This window comes from Streptomyces sp. NPDC017936, assembly GCF_044328485.1.
In the GTDB taxonomy this organism is placed as follows: Bacteria; Actinomycetota; Actinomycetes; order Streptomycetales; family Streptomycetaceae; genus Streptomyces.
Genome location: NZ_JBIRHK010000005.1, coordinates 56,106 through 77,761, shown reverse-complemented (window position 1 = coordinate 77,761; position 21,656 = coordinate 56,106). Strand labels below are relative to the sequence as shown.

The 21,656-nt window shown below is 73.8% G+C and carries 22 protein-coding genes; 8 read left to right on the top strand and 14 right to left on the bottom strand.

The genetic code is table 11. The annotated features are described in order from the left end of the window. Positions 1–42: 42 nt before the first annotated feature. Positions 43–1,353: an MDR family MFS transporter gene (locus ACH4F6_RS12155; RefSeq protein WP_397959928.1), complete on the top strand. Its 1,311-nt coding sequence runs from the start codon at positions 43–45 to the stop codon at positions 1,351–1,353. Between the two features lie 56 nt (positions 1,354–1,409). Here the strand turns inward: ACH4F6_RS12155 and ACH4F6_RS12150 are convergent, their stop codons facing one another. Next, positions 1,410–1,835 (bottom strand): DUF2000 family protein, encoded by a 426-nt coding sequence (locus ACH4F6_RS12150; RefSeq protein ID WP_397959927.1) that lies wholly within the window; start codon positions 1,833–1,835, stop codon positions 1,410–1,412. A gap of 49 nt (positions 1,836–1,884) precedes the next feature. On the opposite strand from ACH4F6_RS12150, the gene ACH4F6_RS12145 reads away from it, so the two are divergent. Further along, entirely contained in the window at positions 1,885–2,757 is an 873-nt protein-coding gene (locus tag ACH4F6_RS12145; RefSeq protein ID WP_397959926.1) for an AraC family transcriptional regulator, read from the top strand. Between the two features lie 43 nt (positions 2,758–2,800). Here the strand turns inward: ACH4F6_RS12145 and ACH4F6_RS12140 are convergent, their stop codons facing one another. Together ACH4F6_RS12140 and mshA are read right to left on the bottom strand one after the other, a co-directional pair. Then, complete coding sequence (locus ACH4F6_RS12140; RefSeq protein ID WP_397959925.1) at positions 2,801–3,301, bottom strand: YbjN domain-containing protein; 501 nt, start codon at positions 3,299–3,301, stop codon at positions 2,801–2,803. Then, positions 3,294–4,631: a D-inositol-3-phosphate glycosyltransferase gene (gene mshA / locus ACH4F6_RS12135; protein WP_397959924.1), complete on the bottom strand. Its 1,338-nt coding sequence runs from the start codon at positions 4,629–4,631 to the stop codon at positions 3,294–3,296. The genes ACH4F6_RS12140 and mshA overlap by 8 nt, the downstream gene beginning before the upstream one ends. A gap of 222 nt (positions 4,632–4,853) precedes the next feature. On the opposite strand from mshA, the gene ACH4F6_RS12130 reads away from it, so the two are divergent. From ACH4F6_RS12130 to ACH4F6_RS12120, 3 genes are all read left to right on the top strand, one after another. Continuing rightward, a complete protein-coding gene (locus ACH4F6_RS12130; RefSeq protein WP_397959923.1) occupies positions 4,854–5,699 on the top strand; it encodes a class I SAM-dependent methyltransferase in 846 nt (281 codons plus the stop codon). 241 nt (positions 5,700–5,940) lie between these two features. Next, a complete protein-coding gene (locus ACH4F6_RS12125; protein ID WP_397959922.1) occupies positions 5,941–7,026 on the top strand; it encodes an NlpC/P60 family protein in 1,086 nt (361 codons plus the stop codon). 281 nt (positions 7,027–7,307) lie between these two features. After that, positions 7,308–8,687, top strand: coding sequence for a PP2C family protein-serine/threonine phosphatase (locus tag ACH4F6_RS12120; RefSeq protein ID WP_397959921.1), 1,380 nt, complete (start codon positions 7,308–7,310; stop codon positions 8,685–8,687). A gap of 180 nt (positions 8,688–8,867) precedes the next feature. On the opposite strand, the gene ACH4F6_RS12115 is transcribed toward ACH4F6_RS12120, so the two are convergent. The 4 genes from ACH4F6_RS12115 to ACH4F6_RS12100 form a co-directional block, all read right to left on the bottom strand. Beyond that, complete coding sequence (locus tag ACH4F6_RS12115) at positions 8,868–9,200, bottom strand: DUF2516 family protein (RefSeq protein WP_397959920.1); 333 nt, start codon at positions 9,198–9,200, stop codon at positions 8,868–8,870. A 181-nt stretch (positions 9,201–9,381) separates the two neighbouring features. Further along, positions 9,382–10,044: a hypothetical protein gene (locus ACH4F6_RS12110; protein ID WP_397959919.1), complete on the bottom strand. Its 663-nt coding sequence runs from the start codon at positions 10,042–10,044 to the stop codon at positions 9,382–9,384. A gap of 89 nt (positions 10,045–10,133) precedes the next feature. Beyond that, positions 10,134–10,586 (bottom strand): helix-turn-helix domain-containing protein, encoded by a 453-nt coding sequence (locus ACH4F6_RS12105; protein WP_397959918.1) that lies wholly within the window; start codon positions 10,584–10,586, stop codon positions 10,134–10,136. A 177-nt stretch (positions 10,587–10,763) separates the two neighbouring features. Further along, positions 10,764–11,102, bottom strand: a complete 339-nt coding sequence (locus ACH4F6_RS12100; protein ID WP_397959917.1) for a winged helix-turn-helix transcriptional regulator — start codon at positions 11,100–11,102, stop codon at positions 10,764–10,766. Between the two features lie 53 nt (positions 11,103–11,155). On the opposite strand from ACH4F6_RS12100, the gene ACH4F6_RS12095 reads away from it, so the two are divergent. Continuing rightward, the gene (locus tag ACH4F6_RS12095; protein ID WP_397959916.1) at positions 11,156–12,049 is read left to right on the top strand and encodes an NAD(P)-dependent oxidoreductase; all 894 of its coding nucleotides are present in this window, start codon (positions 11,156–11,158) and stop codon (positions 12,047–12,049) included. Positions 12,050–12,227: 178 nt separating this feature from the next. Here the strand turns inward: ACH4F6_RS12095 and ACH4F6_RS12090 are convergent, their stop codons facing one another. From ACH4F6_RS12090 to ACH4F6_RS12080, 3 genes are all read right to left on the bottom strand, one after another. Further along, positions 12,228–14,495, bottom strand: coding sequence for a phosphotransferase family protein (locus ACH4F6_RS12090; RefSeq protein WP_397959914.1), 2,268 nt, complete (start codon positions 14,493–14,495; stop codon positions 12,228–12,230). Positions 14,496–14,785: 290 nt separating this feature from the next. Further along, complete coding sequence (locus ACH4F6_RS12085; protein ID WP_397959913.1) at positions 14,786–15,553, bottom strand: HAD family hydrolase; 768 nt, start codon at positions 15,551–15,553, stop codon at positions 14,786–14,788. Further along, entirely contained in the window at positions 15,553–16,434 is an 882-nt protein-coding gene (locus ACH4F6_RS12080; RefSeq protein WP_397959912.1) for a GntR family transcriptional regulator, read from the bottom strand. The genes ACH4F6_RS12085 and ACH4F6_RS12080 overlap by 1 nt, the downstream gene beginning before the upstream one ends. Before the next feature lie 173 nt (positions 16,435–16,607). On the opposite strand from ACH4F6_RS12080, the gene ACH4F6_RS12075 reads away from it, so the two are divergent. Next, complete coding sequence (locus ACH4F6_RS12075; protein ID WP_397959911.1) at positions 16,608–16,790, top strand: hypothetical protein; 183 nt, start codon at positions 16,608–16,610, stop codon at positions 16,788–16,790. Here the strand turns inward: ACH4F6_RS12075 and ACH4F6_RS12070 are convergent. From ACH4F6_RS12070 to ACH4F6_RS12060, 3 genes are all read right to left on the bottom strand, one after another. Beyond that, entirely contained in the window at positions 16,780–17,703 is a 924-nt protein-coding gene (locus ACH4F6_RS12070; protein ID WP_397959910.1) for a winged helix-turn-helix domain-containing protein, read from the bottom strand. The genes ACH4F6_RS12075 and ACH4F6_RS12070 overlap by 11 nt on opposite strands. Before the next feature lie 328 nt (positions 17,704–18,031). Then, positions 18,032–19,288: a GNAT family N-acetyltransferase gene (locus tag ACH4F6_RS12065; RefSeq protein ID WP_397959909.1), complete on the bottom strand. Its 1,257-nt coding sequence runs from the start codon at positions 19,286–19,288 to the stop codon at positions 18,032–18,034. A gap of 194 nt (positions 19,289–19,482) precedes the next feature. After that, positions 19,483–20,085 (bottom strand): aerial mycelium formation protein, encoded by a 603-nt coding sequence (locus ACH4F6_RS12060; RefSeq protein WP_397959908.1) that lies wholly within the window; start codon positions 20,083–20,085, stop codon positions 19,483–19,485. Between the two features lie 157 nt (positions 20,086–20,242). Here ACH4F6_RS12060 and dtd point away from each other — a divergent pair, with 157 nt between their 5' ends. Next, positions 20,243–20,668 (top strand): D-aminoacyl-tRNA deacylase, encoded by a 426-nt coding sequence (gene dtd / locus ACH4F6_RS12055; protein ID WP_397959907.1) that lies wholly within the window; start codon positions 20,243–20,245, stop codon positions 20,666–20,668. A 22-nt stretch (positions 20,669–20,690) separates the two neighbouring features. Here dtd and ACH4F6_RS12050 read toward each other — a convergent pair whose 3' ends face one another. Then, entirely contained in the window at positions 20,691–21,656 is a 966-nt protein-coding gene (locus ACH4F6_RS12050; protein WP_397959906.1) for a YgfZ/GcvT domain-containing protein, read from the bottom strand.

The following is a 21,656-nucleotide window of genomic DNA, read 5'->3' as shown; positions in this document are numbered from 1 at the left end:
TTCTCGGTACCGCCTTCGCCGCTTACATTCGGGGGATCCTCCATGTCCGTCGCCTCCCTCAGACGTGCCGCCCGGGAGACCGTCTCCGGGCTGCCCCGCGAGTTCTGGTGGCTGTGGACGAGCACCCTCGTCAACCGGCTCGGCGCGTTCGTCGCCACCTTCATGGCGCTGTACCTGACGCTCGACCGCGGGTACTCCGCCTCCTACGCCGGTCTGGTCGCCGCGCTGCACGGGCTGGGCGGGGTGATCTCCTCCCTCGGCGGAGGGGTCATGGCCGACCGGCTGGGGCGGCGGCCCACCCTGCTCGTCGCGCAGACCGCCACCGCCGTGTCCGTGGCGGCCCTCGGCTTCGTGCGGCACCCCGTCGCCATCGCGGGCGTCGCCTTCCTCGTCGGCATGGCCTCCAACGCCTCACGGCCCGCCGTGCAGGCGATGATGGCCGACATCGTGCGGCCCCAGGACCGGGTCCGGGCGTTCTCCCTGAACTACTGGGCCATCAACCTCGGGTTCGCCGTGTCCTCCATGGCCGCCGGGTTCATCGCCGAGGTCAGCTATCTCGCCGGCTTCCTCATCGAGGGCGGGATGACCCTCGCCTGCGCGGTCGTCGTCTTCCTGAAGCTGCCCGAGTCGCGGCCGCGGCGGGAGGGCAAGGCCCTCCCGCAGGACGCCGTCGGGCTGGGGACCGTGGTGCGCGACGGGCGGTTCATGGGGCTCGTCGGACTGTCCTTCCTCGTCGCCTTCGTCTTCCAGCAGGGGGCCATCGGCCTGCCCGTGGCGATGGGCGCCGCCGGCTTCACCCCGGCCGACTACGGCATGGCCATCGCCGTCAACGGCGTCCTCATCGTCGCCCTCCAGATCCCGGTCACGCGCTTCATCGAGCACCGGGACCCGGGACGGCTGCTCGTGATCTCCTCGGTGCTGGCCGGGTACGGCTTCGGCCTCACCGCCTTCGCCGGGTCCGTCGGCGTCTTCGCGCTCACCGTCTGCGTGTGGACCCTCGCCGAGATCGTCAACGCGCCCACCCAGACCGGCCTGGTCGTCCGCCTCTCCCCCGTGCACGGACGCGGGCGCTACCAGGGCATGTACACCCTGTCGTGGGCCGTGGCCTCCCTCGTCGCCCCGCTGATGTCCGGCGTCGTCATCGACCGGTTCGGGGCGGAGTGGCTGTGGGGGCTGTGCGCGGTGGTCGGGACCGTGGCGGGGGCGGGGTACGCGGTGCTGATGCGGCGGCTCCCCGCGGAGACGGGGACAGGGACGAGCGCGGAGGCCGCGGAGGCAACGGAGGCGGGGGCGGCGGCCACCGGTCCGGCCGTGGCCGGGTCCGGCGCCGAGCCCGAGGTCAGCGCCGCCTGAGCCCAGGCCGCACCGGATCCGGCCCCCGCCCGTGCTCCGGTGCCGCCCGCGTCGCCTCACGGATGCATCCGCGCCCCCTTCAGCACCTTGTCGACCGCGTTGCGCGGGCCGTACACCGCCAGTCCCACCAGGTCCAGTTCGCCCGTGCCCACGGCCCGCACCGCCGCGCGGTTGTCGCGGTCGTTGCCGGTGGCGAAGAGGTCGCCGGTGAACACCGAGCGCGGGAGGGACCGGGAGAGCGCGCGGGTGTGGGCCGCCGTCAGCGTCTCCTTCGTGCCCTCGAAGACCAGCACCGGCTGGCGGAACATCCGGAGGTAGGGGACGCCGTCCGCGTCCTCGTACGGCTCCCCGATCACCTCGGGGAGCTCCGTGCCCAGGCCGCTGACCAGGAAGGCGGTGACGTTGAGGCGTTGCCAGGTCTCCAGGTCCTCCCGCAGCAGGACGGCGATCTTGGTGTCGAAGCGGAGGGGTGCGTCGTTCATGGACCGAGACTGCCGTCCGGCGTCCGGCGGCGTCTTGTACGTTCTTTGCATGGCCGCATCCCGCCCGGCCCCGCAGCCCACCGCCGACGTCGCCGCCTGGCGCCCCGGCGTCCGGGGCGTCGTGGAGGTCTTCCACGCGCACTTCACCGAGTACGCCTACCCGATGCACGTCCACGACGCGTGGACGCTGCTCATCGTGGACGACGGGGCCGTACGGTACGACCTCGACCGGCACGAGCACGGGACGCCGCACGACACGGTGTCGCTGCTGCCGCCGCACGTGCCGCACAACGGCTCCCCCGCCACCCCGGACGGCTTCCGCAAGAGGGTGCTGTACCTGGACGCGAGCGTGCTCGGGGAGGAGCTGATCGGGCCCGCCGTGGACGGTCCCGACCTGCGTGATCCGCTGCTGCGGCGGCGGGTCGGGCAGCTGCACGCGGCGCTCGCCCGGCCCGGCGACGAGTTCGAGGCCGGCAGCCGGCTGACGCTGATCGGCGAACGGCTGCGGGGCCACCTGCGCGGCACGGACCGGGTGCGGGCGGACCGCCGCGACCCCGTTCTCGCGCGCCGGCTGCGGGAACTGCTCGACGGGCGCCTCGTCGAGGGCGTCACGCTCGACGAGGCCGCCGGGCTGCTCCAGGCCCATCCGGCGCACCTGGTGCGGGCGTTCAGCGGGGCGTACGGCATCGCGCCGCACCAGTACCTGACGGCCCGCCGGATCGACCGGGCCCGCCGGCTGCTGCTCGACGGGTGCCCGGCGGGCGAGGCCGCGGTGGCCGCCGGCTTCTACGACCAGGCCCATCTCACCCGGCACTTCCGGAAGTTGGTCGGGGTGACCCCGGGGCGCTACGGCGCGCGGCGGCCCGGTCGGGACTCGTCCGGCCCCGACGGGGTCCGCCCGGCCCCGGCCGGACCCGCCTGACGCCGGCCTCGCCGCCGTAGCCGGCGCGGTCGGCGCGGCGCGTTCAGTCGGCCGGGCGCTCGGTGAGGTGGCGGAAGGCGTCCAGGTTGCGGGTGGACTCGCCGCGGGAGACGCGCCAGGCGTGCTCCTTGCGGATGGCGGAGGCGAAACCCAGTTCCAGGAGGGTGTTGAAGGCGCCGTCGGCGGCCTCCAGGACCTGGCCGAGGAGGCGGTCCGTCTCCTCGGGGGTGACCGCGGCCAGCGGGAGGCGGGCGGTGACGTAGACGTCGCCGAGCTGGTCGACGGCGTAACTCACGCCGTACAGCTTGAGGTTGCGCTCCAGGAGCCAGCGGTGGACGCCGGCCTCGTTCTCGTCGGGGTGGCGGATGACGAAGGCGTTCAGCGAGAGGGAGTGGCGGCCCACGATCAGGGAGAGCGTCGTCTTCAGCTTGCGGGTGCCGGGGAGCTGGGCGACGTACGTGCCGGGCTCGGGGCTCTCCCACTCCAGTTCGGCGTCCTTCAGGACGCCTTCGATGACCTGCGTCGCGCGCTGCTGCTCACCCATGCTGGGAGCGTACGCGACGGCGGTGGGCCTGTGTCGCGGCCGTGTAGACGTCGGCGGTGGCGGCGGCCGCGGTGTCCCAGCCGAAGGACCGGGCGTGCCGGGCGGCGGCCGCGCCCATCCGGGCGGTGAGGTCCGGGGCGTCGGCGAAGTCCGCGAGCACGCGCGCGTAGCGGGCCGGTTCGTGACCGTCCACCAGGAAGCCCGTCTCACCGTCGCGGACGGCCACCGGCAGCCCGCCGACCGCGGCGGCCAGCACCGGCGTGCCGGCCGCCTGCGCCTCTATGGCGACCAGGCCGAAGGACTCGCTGTAGGAGGGGACGACGAGGACGGAGGCGGCGCGGAACCAGTCCGCGAGCCGGTCCTGGCCGACGGGCGGCCGGAACCGTACGACGTCACCGACGCCGAGGCGCGCGGCCAGCTTCTGCAGGCCCTCCGGCTTGGCGAGGCCGCTGCCGCTGGGGCCGCCGACGATCGGTACGACGAGCCGGGAGCGCAGCTCGGGGCGCTCGTCGAGGAGGACGGCGACGGCGCGCAGGAGGATGTCGGGGGCCTTGAGGGGCTGGATGCGGCCCGCGAACAGGGGGATCAGGGCGTCCTGCGGGAGGCCCAGGCGGGCGCGGGCGGCGGCGCGGCCGTCGGCGGGGCGGAAGCGGTCGAGGTTCACACCGGGGTGGACGACGGCGACCCTGCCGGGGTCGGCGGAGTAGTGCCGGACGAGTTCGCCGGCCTCCTCGGCGGTGTTGGCGATCAGCCGGTCGGCGGCGGAGACGATCTGGGTCTCGCCGATGACGCGGGCGGCGGGCTCGGGGGTGTCGCCGTCGGCGAGGTTGGCGTTCTTGACCTTGGCCATGGTGTGCATGGCGTGCACGAGGGGGGCGCCCCAGCGCTGGGCGGCGAGCCAGCCGACGTGGCCGGAGAGCCAGTAGTGCGAGTGCACGAGGTCGTAGTAGCCGGGGCGGTGGCCGGCCCAGGCCTGCATCACGCCGTGCGTGAAGGCGCACAGCTGGGCCGGGAGGTCCTCCTTGGCGAGGCCCTCGTAGGGGCCGGCGTCGACGTGCCGGACGAGGACGCCGGGGGCCATCTGGACGGTCGGCGGGAGGGCGGCCGTGGTGGCGCGCGTGAAGATCTCGACCTCGATGTTGATCGCGGCGAGGCGCTGCGCGAGCTCCACGATGTAGACGTTCATGCCGCCGGCGTCGCCGGTGCCGGGCTGGTGCAGCGGCGAGGTGTGCACGGAGAGCATGGCGACCCGGCGGGGACGGCGGTGCAGCCGGAGCCGCGGGGGTGCCGCCGCAGAGCGACGCCCGAGCCTGCTGGCGTACTGGCTCACGTGGCGTTCCTCCTCGCTGCGGGCATGCCGGGCGGAGGATGTGCGGCACCCTCCGACGGGGTGCAACGCCGGAGGGAGGTATTCCCATTCCACCGGGAAGCGGGTTCGTACGATTTTTGCTCAGGCATTACCGCCACTCGCTCAACCGTTCGAAGGTCGGAGGCGTCCCCCTCCGGGGCCGCGGGGACGGCCCCCTGCCGGGTACCGCATACCCTCGTAGGCATGACATCCCGCGTGGCCCTCCCCCACCCTCGGCTTCGCTCGAGCGGGGGGACCCCCGTCGTGGGCACGGTCACGCGCGGGACGACCAACCCCAACCGGCTGCGCCGCATGGACCGCTGGATCGCCGCCGTCCACGGCGCCGAGCTGCGCCGCGCCGGCACCCCCGTGGCCGTCGACCTCGGCTACGGCGCCGCCCCCTGGACGGCCGTCGAACTGCTCGGCCGCCTGCGCTCGGTCGCGCCGCACGCGCGCGTGGTGGGCGTCGAGATCGAACCGGCCCGGGTCACGGCGGCGAAGCCGTACGAGCGCGAGGGCCTGGCCTTCCGGCACGGCGGCTTCGAGATCCCGCTCGGCGGGCGGCCGCACCTCATCCGCGCGGCCAACGTGCTGCGGCAGTACGCCGAGGACCAGGTCGCCGCGGTGTGGGAGCGGCTGTGCGCCCGGCTCGCGCCGGTGACGGAGGCCTCCCGCGGGGGGCTGCTCGTCGAGGGGACCTGTGACGAGATCGGGCGGCGGCACGTGTGGGTCGCGCTCGGTCCGGAGGGCCCGCGCACGGTCACCTTCGCGACCCGGCTCGGGTCCCTGGAGCGCCCCTCGGACCTCGCGGAACGGCTCCCGAAGGCCCTGATCCACCGCAACGTCCCCGGTGAGCCCGTGCACGCCTTCCTGCGCGACTTCGACCGCGCCTGGGCCGCGGCCGCGCCGTACGCCGCGTACGGCGCCCGTCAGCGGTGGATCCGGGCGGTGCGGGACCTGACGGCCGACTGGCCGGTGGCGGACGGCCCCGCGCGGTGGCGGCAGGGGGAAGTGACGGTGCGCTGGGGGGCGTTGGCGCCGCGGGACTGAACGGTCCCCGCCTCGCGCCGGACGCCGGGCCGAACCCCGTCCGGACACACCCCGGACCCCGGCCCCCGGACCGCCGCGGTCGGGAACGATCTCCGTGAGGCGTTCGTCACAAAGACGGGGAGATCGTCGTGCCCGGGAGGGGGCGGGGGGAAGGACAGCCCCTGTCGCTTTCCGGCCCGGCATGGCACGATCCCTCAGGCGACCGTAAGTTACTGACGGTAAATCAGATGTGGGGGGACGTATGGGTACGGGCAAGCGCGGTCTGCTCGCGACGGCCGTGACCGTGGTCTGCGCGGTCACCGTCCTGGCGGCGCCGGGCACGGCGTTCGCGAGCCCGGGTCCCACCCCCGCGCCGACCACCGCCCCCACGCTCACGCCACCGCCGTCGCACAGCAAGGACCTCGAGGAGGTCCGCGAGAAGCTCGACGCCCTCTACCACGACGCCGCCGTCGCCACCGACGCCTACAACGCCGCCGAGGAGGCGGCGAAGAAGCAGTCCGCGGAGCTCGTCACGCTGGCGAAGAAGATCGCCGACGGCCGGGAGAAGCTGGCCGGCCTGAAGGACCGCGCGGGCCGGGCCGCCAGCTCCCAGTACCGCACCGGCGGCCTGCCCGACGAGGCCCACCTGCTGCTCAGCGACGATCCGGGCGACTTCCTCGACGGGGCCGGCCGGGTGCTCCAGGGGCAGCGGGCCACCAAGGGCCTGCTCGGCGAGATGACCCGCACCCAGCAGGACCTGGAGCAGTACGCCGAGGACGCCTCCGCCCAGTGGCAGAAGCTGGAGGCCAACCGCAAGGCCAAGGCGGCGGCCCAGAAGAAGATCGAGAAGCAGATCGCGGCGGCCGAGAAGATCGAGTCCCAGCTGGAGAAGGAGGAGAAGGAACGCCTCGCCCTGCTCCAGCAGCAGGCCGCGCAGCGGGCGCAGACCGCCTGGCTGGGCACCGGCATACTCGAGGAGATCCAGGGCGAGGGCACCGTCCAGGGCCAGAAGGCCGTCCGGTACGCCACCGCACAGATCGGCAAGCCGTACGTGTGGGGCGCCGAGGGCCCCGACTCCTTCGACTGCTCCGGCCTCACGTCCCAGGCGTGGGCGAACGCCGGTGTCACCGTCCCGCGCACCTCGCAGGAGCAGTGGCGGCAGCTCAGGCACGTCGCCCTCAAGGACATGCGCCCCGGCGACCTGATCATCTACTTCGACGACGCCAGCCACGTCGGGCTGTACGTGGGCGACGGCACGATGGTCCACGCCCCGCGTCCGGGGCGGACGGTGACCGTCGCGGGGGCCGGTTCGATGCCGATCCTCGGGGTGGTCCGGCCGGACGCGTGAGGCCGGACACGGACCCGGCGTTCACCGCGTGAGCACGGCCACGTGACTCATGACACCCTCACCACCGGACAAATCCCCCGGGACGTGACGTTCGTCATTCCCGGGGCCCGGTCGGCCTGCCCAACTGCGGTAGGGATCGCGGCATATGACAGAGGCTTGAGATCAAGCAGCGTGCCCCGCGCCATTCCGCAGCGGCGCCCTCTGCCGCTATGGTCCCCGTCGGTGGGTCGAGGTCCCTCGTCCCCGCCATGCCCTCGGGGGGAGGGAAGGAACCCGAAACGATGCCCGTACCCGTACCGCGGCAGAGAGCGATCCCGGCCGTGGAGTGTGGTCAGGCGCAGGCCGCGCCCGTGGCCGGCGGCCCCTCCGACGAAGGAGCCCCGCACCCGGGCGACCGGAGCGACGAACGCGACGAGGCGAGGAACGCGACGGCCGGGGACAACGCCACGCCCGGCGACGGCGTCCCCCACGGCGTGAGCGCCGCCACCCACACCAACCTCACCCTGCTGCTGATCGAGGACGACCCCACGGCCGCCCCGATCGTGCCGGACCTGCTGGACTCGGCCGGCAAGCCGATCCGCGTGCGCACCGCCCGCAACCTCACCGAGGCCGAGCGGCTGCTCACCGACGACGTCCACTGCATCCTGCTGGACCTGGCGCTGCCCGCGCCGGGCCGCGTCGACGCCGACGACGAACTCGCCGTGCTCCGGCACGTGCTGCGGCTCGCGCCCCGGCACGCCGTGCTGGCGCTGACCGCGTCCGGTGACGCCGAGCGCGGCGCCGAGGCGGTGCGCGTGGGCGCCCAGGACTACCTGTTCCGCGACGAGCTGGACGGACGGCTGCTGAGCCGCGCCATCCGGTACGCCGTGGAGAGGAAGCGTTCCGACACGGCCGAGCGGCGGCTCGCCGAGGGCAAGCTGCGCGCGCAGGAGAACGCCCGGCTGGAGCGCGGGCTGCTGCCCACGCCCCTCCTGGAGGGCTCCTCGCTGCGCTTCGCCGCCCGTTACCGCCCCGGCCGCTCCCGCGCGCTGCTCGGCGGCGACTTCTACGACACCGTGCGCACCCCGGACGGCACGGTCCACGCCATGATCGGTGACGTCTGCGGCCACGGCCCGGACGAAGCCGCGCTCGGCGTGGAGCTGCGCATCGCCTGGCGGGCGCTGACGCTGGCCGGCCTGTGCGGCGACGAACTGCTGAACACGCTCCAGCAGGTGCTGGAGCACGAGCGCGACGACGACGAGATCTTCGCGACGCTGTGCACGGTGGACATCGCGCCCGACGGCCGCCGCGCGGGCCTGTGCCTGGCCGGCCATCCGGCCCCGCTGATCGCCCGCCCGGGCCTGCCGCCCCGGCTGCTGCCGTACGACAACAACGGCCCCGCCCTCGGCCTGCTGCCGGGCGCCCGCTGGCCCCGGACCCAGGTCGAACTGGGCCCGGAGTGGAGCCTGATGCTGTACACCGACGGCCTCATCGAGGGCCGCGTCGGCCAGGGCGGGGAACGGCTCGGCCAGGACGGCATGGTCGAGATGATCGGCCGCCAGCTCGCCGCGGGGCTGAGCGGGGAGGAACTGCTGCGGGCCGCGGTCCACGAGGTGCGGGAGCTCAACGGGGGCGAGCTGACCGACGACGTGGCGGTCGTGCTGCTGGACCGGGTGCGGTAGCGCGGCCGCCGGCGGGGCGACGCCGGGGCGCGCCGGCCCGGGCCGCGGGGCGTGCCGGCGCCGGGCTGTCGGCGGCCGGCCGTCCCCACGCGGCGAGGCCGCGTGCCGGTGCCGTCCCGCGCCCCTGAAGGGGGCCGCGCCCCTGGGGCGGACGCGGGACCGCGCTCCCTCCGGTCCCTCTTACCGTCCGCCGTTGTACGGGCCGTACGGGCCGTCGCTGCTCGAGCCGCCCCGGCTGCGGCCGCCGCCCGGCAGGGAGCGCAGGGCGGGCCGTACGTCGACCATGTACACGATGGTCGCGACGAGGCCGATGACCGGCAGGAACGACAGGATCGGGAAGATCAGGTTCACCACGAAGGCGAGCCCGAGGATGATCATCCAGAACGGCTTGGTCTGCTTGTCGGCGGCCCGGTAGCCGTCCTCGCGGCGGATCGCCGCGTCGAACAGGGCGAAGCCGCTGAACACGATCAGGGCCAGGCTCAGCAGAGACATGAACCCTGCGAAACCTTGCATCAGCACAACGTCCACCACCCGTTCGGCACGACTCGCTCGTCCTTACGCGGTCACCGTACCCGCAACCGCGCTCCCGCTACCCGTGCAACGGGCCGGGCACCGCTGGAGTGCCCGGCCCGTCGCCGTGTCCGTGCGCGTCCGCCCGTGCGTCCTCGTGCGGCGGTCCGTCCCGCCGCCGGTCTCACTTGGCCGGCGGCGTCGTCTTCTTCGTGGTGGCCTTGCGGGGCGCCGGGGCCTTCTTGGCGGCGGGGGCCTTCCTCGCCGTGAGGGGATCGACCGTGGCCTGGGCCGGCTTCGGCTCCTCCTTGACCGCGACCGGCTCGGTCTTCGGCTCGTCCTTGCCCTCGACGACGATCGCCAGTTCCTCGATCTCCTCGGCGGCCTCGCCGCGCCAGGTCCGCACGGCCTGCTCGCCGTGCTCGGCGACCTTCTCGTAGGTCTCGCGGGCCTTCACGGCGTACTCGGCGGCCACGCCGACACCGCGCAGCGCGAGGTCCTGGGCGGTCTCGCCGAGCTTCTTCAGGTCGGCGTCGATCGTGCTGCCCAGCTTCTTCAGGTCGCCGTCGAGGGCGCCGAGGAACTCGCCCACCCGGGTCTGCAGGCTCTCCTGCGCCTCCTTGGCCCTGGCGCCGGCCTCCTTCGCCCGCGCGGCGGCCCTCTCCTGGACGGCCTTGGCGTCGGTGTTGCGGACGGCCTCGAACCGGGCGGGGGCCTCGGCGCGCAGCTGCTCGACCAGGCCCGGCACCTTCTTCGCCTGCTGGAGGGCCAGGTCGGCGGTGCCGGCGGCGAAGTAGAGGGGGGTGGGGTCGGTGAAGGTCTTGCGCAGGTCGTCGGTGATGGCCATGGTGGTGGTCCTCCCGTGTTCGCGTTCGTGACGTTCGTGGATGTCGGTCGGCGCGGGTCCGCAGTCGGGCGGCCGGTCCCCTGGTCCGGTCAACCGGCCGTCCGCTGCGGATCGGTGTCGGTGCCGCCGGCCGTTCGGGTGCCGGGTTCGGCGGCGTCGTCCTGGGCGTCCACCGCACCGTCGCGGGCCGTCGCGAATCCGTTCTCCTTGCGGAAGGACTCGTAGATCTGCAGCAGCGCCTGCTTCTGCGCCCCGGTCAGCGTGGGATCGGCGAGGATGGCGGCCCGCGTCTCGACCTCGTCCCGGTCCCGCTCGGCGTCGAGGATGCCGGCGCGTACGTACAGGGTCTCGGCGGAGATCCGCAGCGCCTTGGCGACCTGCTGCAGCACCTCCGCGCTGGGCTTGCGCAGCCCGCGCTCGATCTGGCTCAGGTACGGATTGGACACCCCGGCGGCATCGGCGAGCTGCCGCAGCGAGAGCTGGGCGTTCCGCCGCTGCTCGCGCAGGTACTCACCGAGATTGCCGACGTTGAGCGATGCCATGCCTCCAGCGTGCCCCACCCACGCTAACTTTTGCAAGCACTCGCTTGCAAAAGTGCGCCGTGTCACGGGCGGACGGTCGCGCCGCGCGGCGCCGAGGGGAGGGAGCGGCTCCCGACACCCACTTATTTGTGCGTACTTGGCAGCGGGCGCCCCCCGGGCGAGGCTGGTGGCGGGTGATCAGGAGGCGGCCAGGCGGTCCAGGCGGCGGTGGCCCCAGTCGGAGAGGGGGGCCAGGGCCTCGGACAGTTCGCGGCCGAACGGGGTCAGGGAGTAGACGGTCTTCGGGGGGAGGACGTCGTACACCTCCCGGTGCACCAGGCCGTCCGTCTCCATCTCCCGCAGTGCCTGGGTCAGCACCTTCTCGCTGAGGCCCGCGAGGCGCCGCCGCAGTTCGGCGGGGCGGTGCGGGCGGGATTCCAGCAGCCACAGCAGGCTGGTCTTCCACTTGCCGTCGATCACGGCGATCGCGGCGGTCACTCCGCAGACGTTCCGGTCCCCGGCGCGCTTCCTCGTCATCCGCTTCCTCCCCCTTCGCTGTCAATTGTTCCTGATCTTATGGGAGTTGAGTCATGTCGTCGATGTCGTCCACCGACCGGGTCACCGTCCTCGGGCTGGGCCCCATGGGCCGTGCCCTCGCCGGCGCCTTCCTGGACGCGGGGCTGCGGACCACCGTCTGGAACCGCACCCCCGGCCGCGAGCGGGAGCTCGTCGAACGGGGCGCGGCCTGGGTCCCCACCGCGGAGGGGGCCGTCGCGGCGAGCGGGACGACCGTGGTGTGCGTCCAGGACTACGACGCCGCCGACGCCGTCCTGCGACGGGAGCCGGTCGCCGCCGCGCTCGGGGGCCGTACCGTCGTGAACCTCTGCGCCGACACCCCGGCCCGCGCCCGCGACACCGCCGCGTGGGCGGCGGAGCACGGCGTGCGGTACCTGGACGGGGCGATCATGACGCCGACGCCGGCCATCGGCACGCCGGACGCGGTGTTCCTCCACAGCGGCCCCGAGGATCTGTACCGGGAGCTCCGCCCCGTCCTGGACGCGCTGGGCGGCACCCACACCCACCTGGGCGAGGAGATCGGCCGGGCCGCGGCCCACGACATCGCCCTGCTGGACGTCTTCTGGACGGCCATGGCGGGCTTCGCGCACGCCGTGGCGGTGGCCCGGGCGGAGGGCATCACCGCGCGTGAGCTGGCCCCGTTCGCCCAGGGCATCGCCACGATCCTGCCGCCGCTCTTCGAGGAGTTCGCCGGGGACTCCGACGACGGCACCTACTCCGGTGAGCTCAACCCGGTCACCTCCGCCGTCTCCTCCATGGCCCACATCGTGCGGACCTCCGAGGACCACGGCATCGACGCGAGCGTGATGCGCACGATCGAGGGCCAGGCCCGCCGGGTCGTCGCCCTCGGACACGGGACGGACGGCTTCCTGCGGGTCGCCGAACTGCTGGGCCGCACCGGGACGTGATCCCCTCCTCCGGCGCCGTGCAGTCCCGGCCGGCGGGGCGGAGCCGGCGGTCGGACCGGTGCGGGCGGGCGCGGGCGCGGGGTGCCGGGCGGACGCCCGGGCGCGGTCGGCGTCGGTGACGTCGTCGTCGAGCCGTCGCGGGCGGGGGCGCCGCCCACGGCGGCCCGTACGGCCTCGGCTACGTCCCCGCCCGCCCGGCGCACGCGGAGTCCGCCCCCGCGCCGGAGGGAACCGGGCGGCGGACGGCGGCCGGCCGGACCGCCCGGGCCCGTGCCCGCGCGAGGTACAGGTGCGCCGTGGCGGGCAGGGGCAGGCCCAGGGAGGCGGTGGCGGCGGCCAGGGTGTCGGCGTAGGAGTTCACCGCCCGCCGGACGTTGGGCACGTCCAGGCTCGCCCGGGTCACCAGCCGGTCGAGGTCGATGTAGGCGGAGCGGACGATCTCGAGCCGGCGGTAGACGCCCCAGTCGCGCCGCCAGTTCGCGGTGTGGCGGGACGCCAGCCCGCGTTCCCACCGCCGGAACATGCGCTCCCTGATCTCCTGCCGGGTCGGGGTGAGGTGCATGTGCCGTACCAGGTCGTAGAGGGGATCGCCGACGAGGGCCATCTCCCAGTCGATGACGGTGACGCCCAGGCGGTCGTCACGGCACACCAGGTTCCACGGGTTGAGGTCGCCGTGCAGCAGGGCGGGCGCCCGGTGGGCGACCCGGTGCGCGGAGAGGATCTCCCGCAGCCGGTGGTGGTCGGGCAGGCCGAGCGTCCGGGCCAGTTGCAGGGACTCCTTCGGCAGGTCCCGTACCAGGCCCACGAGCTGCTCCTTGAGCCACTCGTGGAAGCCGCCCCGGCCGGCGGCCGGGTCGACCCGGGTGAAGTCCACTTCCGTCAGGGCGCACAACTGGTCGACGAGCCCGTCCGCCTCGTGCGGGCGCAGGCCGTCCACCGGGTGCCGGGGCGGCCGGTCGGCCCGCGGTCCGACGTAGGTGTGGATCGCGAAGGGTTCCTTGGCGTAGCTCTCGCCCAGCGCGAGGACACGCGGGGCCGCCACCTCGGCCCCCGATTCCTGGATCGCCCGCAGCACCGCGTGCTCGCTCAGGTGACTGGGCTCCCTGCGGGAGACGTCCGGCAGCTTGCGCCGTACGACCACGGGTGCGGGGTGGCCCGGCACCCGCACCACCGTGTTCAGGTGCGCGGTCCCCTTGAAGACCTGGTCCGCCCGGGCGGCTCCCTCGGCCAGCAGCGCGTCCCGCACGGCCTCCCGGGGGAAGGCGGGGTGCTCGGGGACCCGCGGGTCCGGTCTCCAGTCGAAGGCCTGCACGAGCCGGCCCCGGCCGCCGGCGTCGCCCCGCGAGGCCAGCCACCGGACGAGCGCCCCCTCGACCTCACCGGCCGTCGGCACGCTCCTGAGCCGCAGCGGCTCCGCCGCGGCCGTCAGCGCCCTGCGGACCTCCTCGGCCGCCTCGGCCGCCTCGTCGAGGTTCTTTCGGGTCAGCGAGCGCGCGGTCCGCATGACGTCGGGGTAGACGGACCGCGCCCGTTCGAAGTCGAGGTAGTGGCGCAGGTCCCTGGCCAGGCCGTTCACCGCGGCCGGCCGGAACCGCGGCACGGCCTCGGCCCAGGCGTCGACCACCTCGCTCCACTGGTGGGACGGGTACCGCATGCGCACGAGGTGCGTGGCGAGGTCGTGCAGGGGGTCGCCGTAGGTGGCCGCTTCCCAGCCGACGCAGACGAGGGGCGGACCGCCGTCGTGGGACACGATCACGTTGTCCCGGTGCAGGTCCGCGTGGAGCAGGCTGTACGGCCGTCGCGCCATGGCGGGGACCCGCTCGGCGAAGCCCACGAGGGCGTCGTCGGGGATGCCGAGCGCCTTGAACAGGCCGCCGAACTCCGCCCAGTGGGGCTTGCGGATCTGCTCGTCGGCCAGCCGGGCCAGGGTCCTCAGGAAGCCCTGGCTGTCGGTGTGGTGGGCGGGCCAGCCGGACGGCAGCGGCGGCAGCGCCGACCGGCGCACCTCGGTCATCCGGGCCAGCGAGTCCGCGAGCGCCTCGACGACCAGCCTGTCCACCGGCTTGCCGTTCCCGCAGACGCCGGAGAGCGGAACGCCGTCCACATGGCTGTGGACGACGAAGCCGGGACCCGCGCCCAGCCACTCGGGGGCGTGCGGCAGGACCCCCCGCAGGGCCCGCAGGACCGCCGCCTCGTCGTGCCAGGTCCTGATCATCGGCGGCGCCACGTCGGAGCGCGGCGCCCGCACCCTCACGTACGTGCCGGGCTCCCGGCCGACCAGCCGCGCCAGGTCCTCGGTCAGGGGGAGGACGTGGTCCCGGTGGTGGCGGCCGCCGACGGCCTCCGACGCCTCCGCGGCGCCGAGGAACGCCCGGAAGACGGCGCCGGACCGCTCGTCGGCGGCTCGGCCCCCGCGCGGGCGGCGGGGGACAAGGGGCTCGACCACTGGCCGCTCCGGTTGCTCACACTGGTCGGATGGGTACGGCAATCGTCGGACGCCGTGTGCCGCGCCGCACGACCGAAGTGACCGGTGGAGTGAGCACAGGGGATGGTGTACCACTCGTCTGCGCCAGGTCGTCCGAGACCGGCTCGGTGCGCCGTCTCATGCGGGGGAACGGGCGCTCTCGCCCGTGCGATTCGGGCATGCTAGCGCACCCGCGTGTCAGCCACCCGACGACGCGGTTTCCGACCGGCTCGCACCGCGTCCGACCGGATGCCGTACCGGATCCGACCCCGTCAGGCCCGGTCCCTGACCACCCGCAGCACGGGCTCCAGCGACCCCACCACCACCTGGACGCCGGCGTCCCTCAGGAGCTCGCCCTTGCGTTCGTCGGGCGCGTAGCCCAGGAAGGGGACCCCTGCCTTCCGGGCGGCGTCGAAGTCCGAGGGGGTGTCGCCGATCATCAGGGCGGTGGAGGGGGCGGACCCCGTGGCGCGCAGGGCGCGGTTCAGGCAGTGCGGGTGCGGCTTGAGGAGGTGGAGGTCCTGGGTGCGGCCGTAGACGTGCGGCGCGAAGCAGGCGGTCAGGCCTCGGCCCGCCAGGTACTTGGCCACCACCAGGGGGGAGTTGTTCGTGGTGACCGCCAGCCGCAGGCCCAGCGCCGTCCACGTCCGCACGAGGGGGTCGGTCCACGCCGTGGGCATCGCCGAGGACGCCGCCCGCAGCTCCTCCTGGGTGAGGCGCTCCTCCAGCTCCGCCACCAGGTCGCTGCCGGGGTGCCTGCGGTCCACCGCCCTCAGCACGACCTGCGGATCGGGCGACTCGCGCTCGGAGTCCTGCAGCAGGCCGCGCAGCCCCCGCCGCTCGAGCCACTCCACCAGACCCTCGGCCACCGTCTGCGCCGAGTGACCGGCGAACAGCCGGCAGATCGGCCCGTCGAAGTCCCAGAGCACGACCCGGGCAGGTGCGATCAGTTCCCGCAGCCGGGCGGTCTCGTGCTCGGTCCCGGTCGTGTTCCCGCTCTCGGACGCCACCTGTTCGGTCTGTTCCGCATCAGAAGTCACTAGGAGAGTGTCAGGTCCGTCGTGATGGTTTCCCAGAGGGCGTCGAACCACTTCTGGGATTCCTCCACGAACGCGGCGTCGCGCCGGCCCGTCGCCTTCTCGAAGGAGAAGAGGAGCGACTCGGTGCCCATCACGTCGTACATGTCCAGCGTCCCGCTGTCGGTGGCCTCCTCGCGGCGGGTGACCATGTAGTACGCCATCAGCGCCTCCTCGCCGTTGAGCAGGTACAGCTTCACCGGCGGGGTGAAGGGCAGCGCGCGGAAGGTGACGTTCACGTCGACGCCGTGGGTGCGCAGTGTCAGCAGGTTGTGGCGCAGGACGTGGCCCTGGGCGTTGCGCATCGCCAGCCAGCGCTGGTGCACGGGGTCGGTGTCGCCGCGGACCTCGTTCTCGACCGGGACCGGGAAGGCGAGGTCGATGTCCCGGGACGGCAGCAGGAGGCGGACGTCGATCCGCTCCGGGCGCAGGTCGCCGCTGTGGATCAGGCGCAGGGGCTCCCCCAGGGCGGGGATGAGGCTCTCGGCGGTGAGGCAGGCGGCGTCCACGCGCACGTGCCGGGCGGCGAAGGCCCGGGTCAGCCGGGGAGCCAGGGCGACCATCGTGGGCCGGGGCTCGTCGCGGGCCGGCGTCGGCTCGGCGATGCGCGGCGGGCTGCCCTTGCTGACGTTGGTGAGGAGGCCGTCGTCCTGGAGTGCCCGCAGGGCCTGGCGCACGGCACCGCGCTCCACGCCGAACTCGTCGGCGAGCTCGGCCTGGGTGGGCAGGCGGTCGCCCGCCCTGAGATCCCCGACGCGGATGCGTTCGCGCAGGACGTCGGCGATCTCCTGGGGCGAGAGCCTTCTGCTGCCGTTCACTGCCACGTTCTCCTGGGTCACGACCAAACGCTACAACTTCCCTCCATCTCTGTGGAGTTACCGAGAAGTTGTTTAGTAGTTGTCGCCAAGTGGGGACAACATAATCAGAGTTGGTTGCCAACTTCCGCAAGTTGGCGGAAGTTTTGCCTCCGAGTCCGCCGGATCTCCCGCACGCCGGCCTTCCGAAGGGAGGAACCACCGTGCCCACCCTCACCCTCCTCTCCGCCGTCCTCGAGCAGATCGTCCAGTGGAAGTACGGCACCACCGGCACCGTCGGCCTGCTCCTGCTCACCGTCGGCACCAAGGCCCGAAGGCCCGCGCTGAGCTCGGCCGGCGCCGTGATCCTCGCCTTCCTGGTCACGGGGCCCGCGGTCAGCTCGTGAGCACCAGCTCCGAACTGATCGTCTCCCACAGCGCGTCGAACCACAGGAGCGACTGCTCCACGAACGCCGTGTCCCGCGGTCCGGCGCCCTGGCCGAAGGCGAACAGCACCGACCGCGTGCCCTCGGCGTCGTACATCTCCAGCTGCTCCTGGCCGATCTGCTGCTCGCGCAGCTTGACCGTGTAGTACGCGAACAGCGCCTCCGAGCCGTTGAGCAGGTACAGCTTGACCGGCGGGGTGAACGGCAGCGCGCGGAAGCGGACGTCGACGTCGATGCCGTGCGTGGCGCGCAGCGTGAGCAGGTTGTGCCGCAGCACCTGGCCCTGGGCGTTGCGGTGGGCCAGCCAGTGGCGTCGCAGCCGCTCGCCCGCCGAGGCGTCCACCGGCGCCGGGAAGGCGAGGTCGATGTCCCGGGACGGCAGCAGGACCCGCACGTCGATCTTGGCCGGTTTCAGTTCCCCCGCGTGGATCCGCCGCAGCGGCTCCCCGATCGCGAGCGTCAGCGAGACGGCGGTCAGGCACAGCGCGTCGATCTCCACGTGCGGCGCGGCGAAGGCCTCCGCGATCCGCGGGGTCAGCGCCGCCATCGTGGGCTGCGGCGGCGCCGCCGGTCCGGTCGGCGGCGCGCCCGCCCCGAGATCCGGGGCCACCGTCGCCGGTGCGCCCTTGGAGACGTTGGTGAGCAGGTGCTCCGACTGCAGGATGCGCAGGGCCTGCCGCACGGCACCGCGTTCGACGCCGAACTCGTCCGCCAGCTTGGCCTGCGTGGGCATGCGCTGGCCCGGCCGCAGCACCCCGGTCCTGATCCGGGTGCGCAGCTCGTCGGCCACGTCCTGGTGGGTCCGCTGCGGCTGTGCCGGCCGCTCACGGCCCTCGCGCCCATTGACGGAGGCATGTTCCGGCTCCACGGCCAAACACTACAACTTCCCGCCATCTTGCGGCAGTTCAAGGAGAGATGGTTATAGGACGCTTCCAAGCGGACATAAGTACAGTGAAGTTGGCAGCCAACTTCACTGACATGGTCAAACTTCCTGACGGTTGGCCGGTCGGACTTCCTTCCGGAGGGGAGCCGGGAGTCCGAGCAGTCGGCACCGCGGCACAGCCACAACTCCAGATCGCGAGCACAGCCACAACTTCACAGCGCCACCGCACAGCCACAACCGAACAGCTACGGATGAGCACAGCCACAACCGAAGAGAAGCACCAGGCGGTCGAGCGGTTCCCGTCGGACGGAAGGAGCCCTCAGAACATGTCCGGGCACCAGGGCCGCCTGGGCGTTCGCAGCAGGGCGTCGGCCGACCGGGCGGCGCCCGCTCGTTCCTCCCGCACCGATCCCAGCGCCGCCAGCCGCACCGCCGACTCGTCGCCGAGCCACAGCCTCGCCAACTCGGCCGCGGGCAGCGAGAGGTCGGCGCTCCGTGTCGTCGGCACGCAGGACCCGCCCTGCGGCGAGGCCTCCAGCCGGAACCGGCCCCCGGCGAGACCCCACGGGTCGGTCACCTCCAGCACCAGCGCGCCCTCGCCCCCGTACGTGCGCGCCTCCAGCGCCCGTACGACGTCCAGGATCCGCACCCACAGCCAGTCCGCGTGCGCGGTGACCCTCGCCGACCGGGGGTCCGGAAGGAGGAAGGGGAGCAGGTCGTCGGGGGCGCGCCAGCCGCTCTTCACGGTCGTGACCCAGTCGATCGAGCAGAGGTAGCGCCACAGGGCGCGCTCGGCGGCCGGGGTCGCCGCGAGCAGCCACTTCACGGACAGCGTGTTCCGGGGCCGCTTGTCGGGCCAGTGGTCGTCCACCGTGTACGCCGCCAGGCCCTCGGTCTCGCCGTCCGGCGAGCGGTACAGCGCGTAGAAGGGCTCGGTCCACGTCGGCTCGAACCGTACGGCGCCGGTGTTGAGCCGCCACCACAGGTCGCTGCGGCTGACGGCGCCCGGCTGCGCGCCGCGCACCCGCTCGTGCAGCTCGGGGCCGAGCTTGCGGACGTCCTCCCCGTCGACGAGGTCGATCCGGCCGCCGCCCTCGTCCTGGCCGGAGCGGCGGGGGTCCAGGCCGGTGCGCGGCACGTCGATCGCCCACTCGGTCATCCAGGTGGCGGGGCCGAAGCCGAACCGGCCGTAGATCGGGTACTCCGCGGCGATCAGGGTGGCGACCACGGACCCGCGCTCCTTCGCCGCCGCCAGGTCCTGGCTCATCATGCGGGTGAGCAGGCCGCGGCGGCGGTGGGTGGCGGTGACGGTGACGCCCGTGACGGCGTCGGCCGGGACGTGGGCCCCGCCGACGGCCGTGACCTGCTGGTCGAAGGACCGGAACGTGGCCACGCACCGGCCGGCGTCGAAGGCGCCCAGGTAGCGGCCGGGCTCGAACTGGGCCCGGCGGTTCGTCAGCTCGGGCTCGGCGGCCACCGGCTCCCGCAGGAAGCCGGCGTTCACCGCGCGGAGCCAGTCGGGGAACTCGGCCTCGGTGACGGGGCGTACGTCGATGGCGTCGGCTCGGTGCGTCATGAGGTCACCGTAGGTCGGACGGGCCGGTCACCGCCGGGCATTTTCCACCCGCCGGCAACCGGCCCACCCCACCCGCCCCACGCTCCCGGCCGTGTCCGGCCCGTCGTGCCCGCCGTCCGGCGGCGATCCGCTGCTGCTGCCGTCATCGCGGGCCGTCGGCGCGCGGCAACCGGCGTCGGCGGCAGCGGCAGCGGCTACAGCAGTAGGTCGTCCACCTGGGCCTCGCCCTCGCGGTAACGCCGGGTGATCTCCGCTCCGGAGTCGTCCGCCGTCTTCTGCAGGCGCTGGCGGCGGCGGGAGACCTGCTGTTCGTAGCGGACCAGGCGGGCCATGGCCTCGTGGAGCTCCGGGTCGGTGCGGGCGCCGAGGTCGGAGAGTTCGACGTCGGCGAGCATGTCCGCGGCCAGCCGGCCGTACTCCTCGCTGTGCGGGGTGCCCAGGGTGACGTGGCGGGCCGAGGAGCGGTGGCGCGCCGGGGCGTCGGTGAGGATCTCCGGGAGGCGGGCGACCACGGAGTCCTCGGCCGGTTCGGGCACGGCGGCGGGACCGCGGCGGGCCAGCTCGGCGCGCAGGATGTCGATCCGGCCCTGGAGGAGCCGGCGTACGTAACTGAGGTCGGCCTCGTCCCGCTGGGCGTCCCGGCGCAGGGTGCGCAGCTCGGGCAGGCCCAGCCGGGCCAGGTCGTGCTCGGGTGGCTCCGCGGGCAGCGCGCACGGCGGACTGCCGACGCGCTGCACGGGCGGGCGCTGGGTGGTCGGGCCCAGCTGCCCGGTGCTCACGGTGCTCGGTGTGCTCATGTGCCTCTACCGTCCCCTCGACCGGCGTGTGGAAGCATCGTGCCACCCCCGGTGGCCGCTCCGTGACCGACTGCCCCCGAACGGCTCAGATCCGGGCCAAAGGACCAAAAAGAATCCCCGCGCCGGCGGTTGCGGCGCGCACGGCATGATGGTCCGCATGCGTGCAGTGGTGCAGAGGGTGGACGGCGCGAGCGTCGTCGTGGACGGCGAGACCGTGGGCGAGATCGCCGGTGAGGGACTGTGCGTCCTGGTCGGGGTCACCCACGAGGACACCAAGGAGAAGGCGGCCCAGCTCGCCCGCAAGCTGTGGTCGATCCGGATGCTGGCCGACGAGAGGTCGTGCAGCGACATCGACGCGCCGCTGCTGGTCGTCAGCCAGTTCACCCTCTACGGCGACGCCCGCAAGGGCCGCCGCCCCACCTGGAACGCGGCCGCCCCCGGCGAGGTCGCCGAGCCGCTCGTCGACGAGGTGGTGGCCCAGCTGCGGTCGCTGGGCGCGACGGTGGAGACGGGCCGGTTCGGCGCGCGGATGCGGGTGTCGCTGACGAACGACGGCCCGTTCACCGTACTGATCGAGATCTGACGCCCCACGGCGCCGCGGCGCGCTACGGCTCCACGACGACTTCCTGGGCCGCCGCCGTCGTGCCGGCGACGAGCCGGGCGTCCACCGGGACGTTCCGCTTGACCAGGGCCAGGGCGACCGGGCCGAGTTCGTGGTGGCGGACGGACGTGGTGATGAAGCCGATCCTGCGGCCGTCCGGACCGTCGTCCGCGAGCTGGATCCCGGTGCCGGGAGGCGGCAGGTGGACGTCGCTGCCGTCCAGGTGCAGGAAGACCAGCCGGCGCGGCGGCTTGCCCAGGTTCTGGACGCGGGCGACCGTCTCCTGCCCGCGGTAGCAGCCCTTCTGGAGGTGCACCGCGGTGCCGATCCAGCCCAGCTCGTGCGGGATGGTGCGGTGGTCGGTCTCGAAGCCGAGGCGCGGGCGGTGCCGCTCGACGCGCAGTGCCTCGTGGGCGAGGATCCCGGCCGGGGGACCGGCCTCCCCGGCGTACGACTCCAGGCCGGCGCGCGGCAGGAAGAGATCGCGGCCGTACGGCGTCTCGCGGACGACGACGCCCTCGGGCGCCTCGGCGATGGAACCGGCCGGCAGGTGCACCACGGCGAACTCGCCGGTCCGGTCGGCGACCTCGACCCGGTAGAAGAACTTCATCGACTCCAGGTACGCGATCAGCGCGTCCTGGGTGCCGGGCTCGACGTGGGCCCAGACGGTCGCGCCGTCGTCCACGAGGTACAGCGCGTGCTCGATGTGACCGTGCGCGGAGAGGATCAGCGCCTCGGCGGCCTCGCCGGCGGGCAGGTCGCTGACGTGCTGGGTGAGGAGCAGGTGCAGCCAGCTGAGCCGGTCCTCACCGGAGACCGTCACGACCCCTCGGTGCGAGAGGTCCACGAATCCGGTGCCGTCGGCGAGGGCGCGCTGCTCGCGGAACAGGTCGCCGTAGTGGGCGGCGACGCCTTCGTCCGCGCCTTCGGCCGGGACGGCGCCGGGCAGGGACAGCAGGGGGCTCTTCAT

Excerpts from the sequence above, each read along its gene's own strand:
- ACH4F6_RS12050 (WP_397959906.1), bottom strand. The coding sequence starts at position 21,656 with ATGAAGAGCCCCCTGCTGTCCCTGCCCGGCGCCGTCCCGGCCGAAGGC.
- ACH4F6_RS12140 (WP_397959925.1), bottom strand. The coding sequence starts at position 3,301 with ATGGGTGAGCAGCAGCGCGCGACGCAGGTCATCGAAGGCGTCCTGAAG.
- ACH4F6_RS12145 (WP_397959926.1), top strand. The coding sequence starts at position 1,885 with ATGGCCGCATCCCGCCCGGCCCCGCAGCCCACCGCCGACGTCGCCGCC.
- ACH4F6_RS12110 (WP_397959919.1), bottom strand. The coding sequence starts at position 10,044 with ATGGCCATCACCGACGACCTGCGCAAGACCTTCACCGACCCCACCCCC.
- ACH4F6_RS12095 (WP_397959916.1), top strand. The coding sequence starts at position 11,156 with ATGTCGTCGATGTCGTCCACCGACCGGGTCACCGTCCTCGGGCTGGGC.
- ACH4F6_RS12115 (WP_397959920.1), bottom strand. The coding sequence starts at position 9,200 with ATGCAAGGTTTCGCAGGGTTCATGTCTCTGCTGAGCCTGGCCCTGATC.
- ACH4F6_RS12125 (WP_397959922.1), top strand. The coding sequence starts at position 5,941 with ATGGGTACGGGCAAGCGCGGTCTGCTCGCGACGGCCGTGACCGTGGTC.
- ACH4F6_RS12130 (WP_397959923.1), top strand. The coding sequence starts at position 4,854 with ATGACATCCCGCGTGGCCCTCCCCCACCCTCGGCTTCGCTCGAGCGGG.
- dtd (WP_397959907.1), top strand. The coding sequence starts at position 20,243 with ATGCGTGCAGTGGTGCAGAGGGTGGACGGCGCGAGCGTCGTCGTGGAC.
- ACH4F6_RS12065 (WP_397959909.1), bottom strand. The coding sequence starts at position 19,288 with ATGACGCACCGAGCCGACGCCATCGACGTACGCCCCGTCACCGAGGCC.
- ACH4F6_RS12100 (WP_397959917.1), bottom strand. The coding sequence starts at position 11,102 with ATGACGAGGAAGCGCGCCGGGGACCGGAACGTCTGCGGAGTGACCGCC.
- ACH4F6_RS12150 (WP_397959927.1), bottom strand. The coding sequence starts at position 1,835 with ATGAACGACGCACCCCTCCGCTTCGACACCAAGATCGCCGTCCTGCTG.
- ACH4F6_RS12105 (WP_397959918.1), bottom strand. The coding sequence starts at position 10,586 with ATGGCATCGCTCAACGTCGGCAATCTCGGTGAGTACCTGCGCGAGCAG.
- ACH4F6_RS12155 (WP_397959928.1), top strand. The coding sequence starts at position 43 with ATGTCCGTCGCCTCCCTCAGACGTGCCGCCCGGGAGACCGTCTCCGGG.
- ACH4F6_RS12120 (WP_397959921.1), top strand. The coding sequence starts at position 7,308 with ATGCCCGTACCCGTACCGCGGCAGAGAGCGATCCCGGCCGTGGAGTGT.
- ACH4F6_RS12060 (WP_397959908.1), bottom strand. The coding sequence starts at position 20,085 with ATGAGCACACCGAGCACCGTGAGCACCGGGCAGCTGGGCCCGACCACC.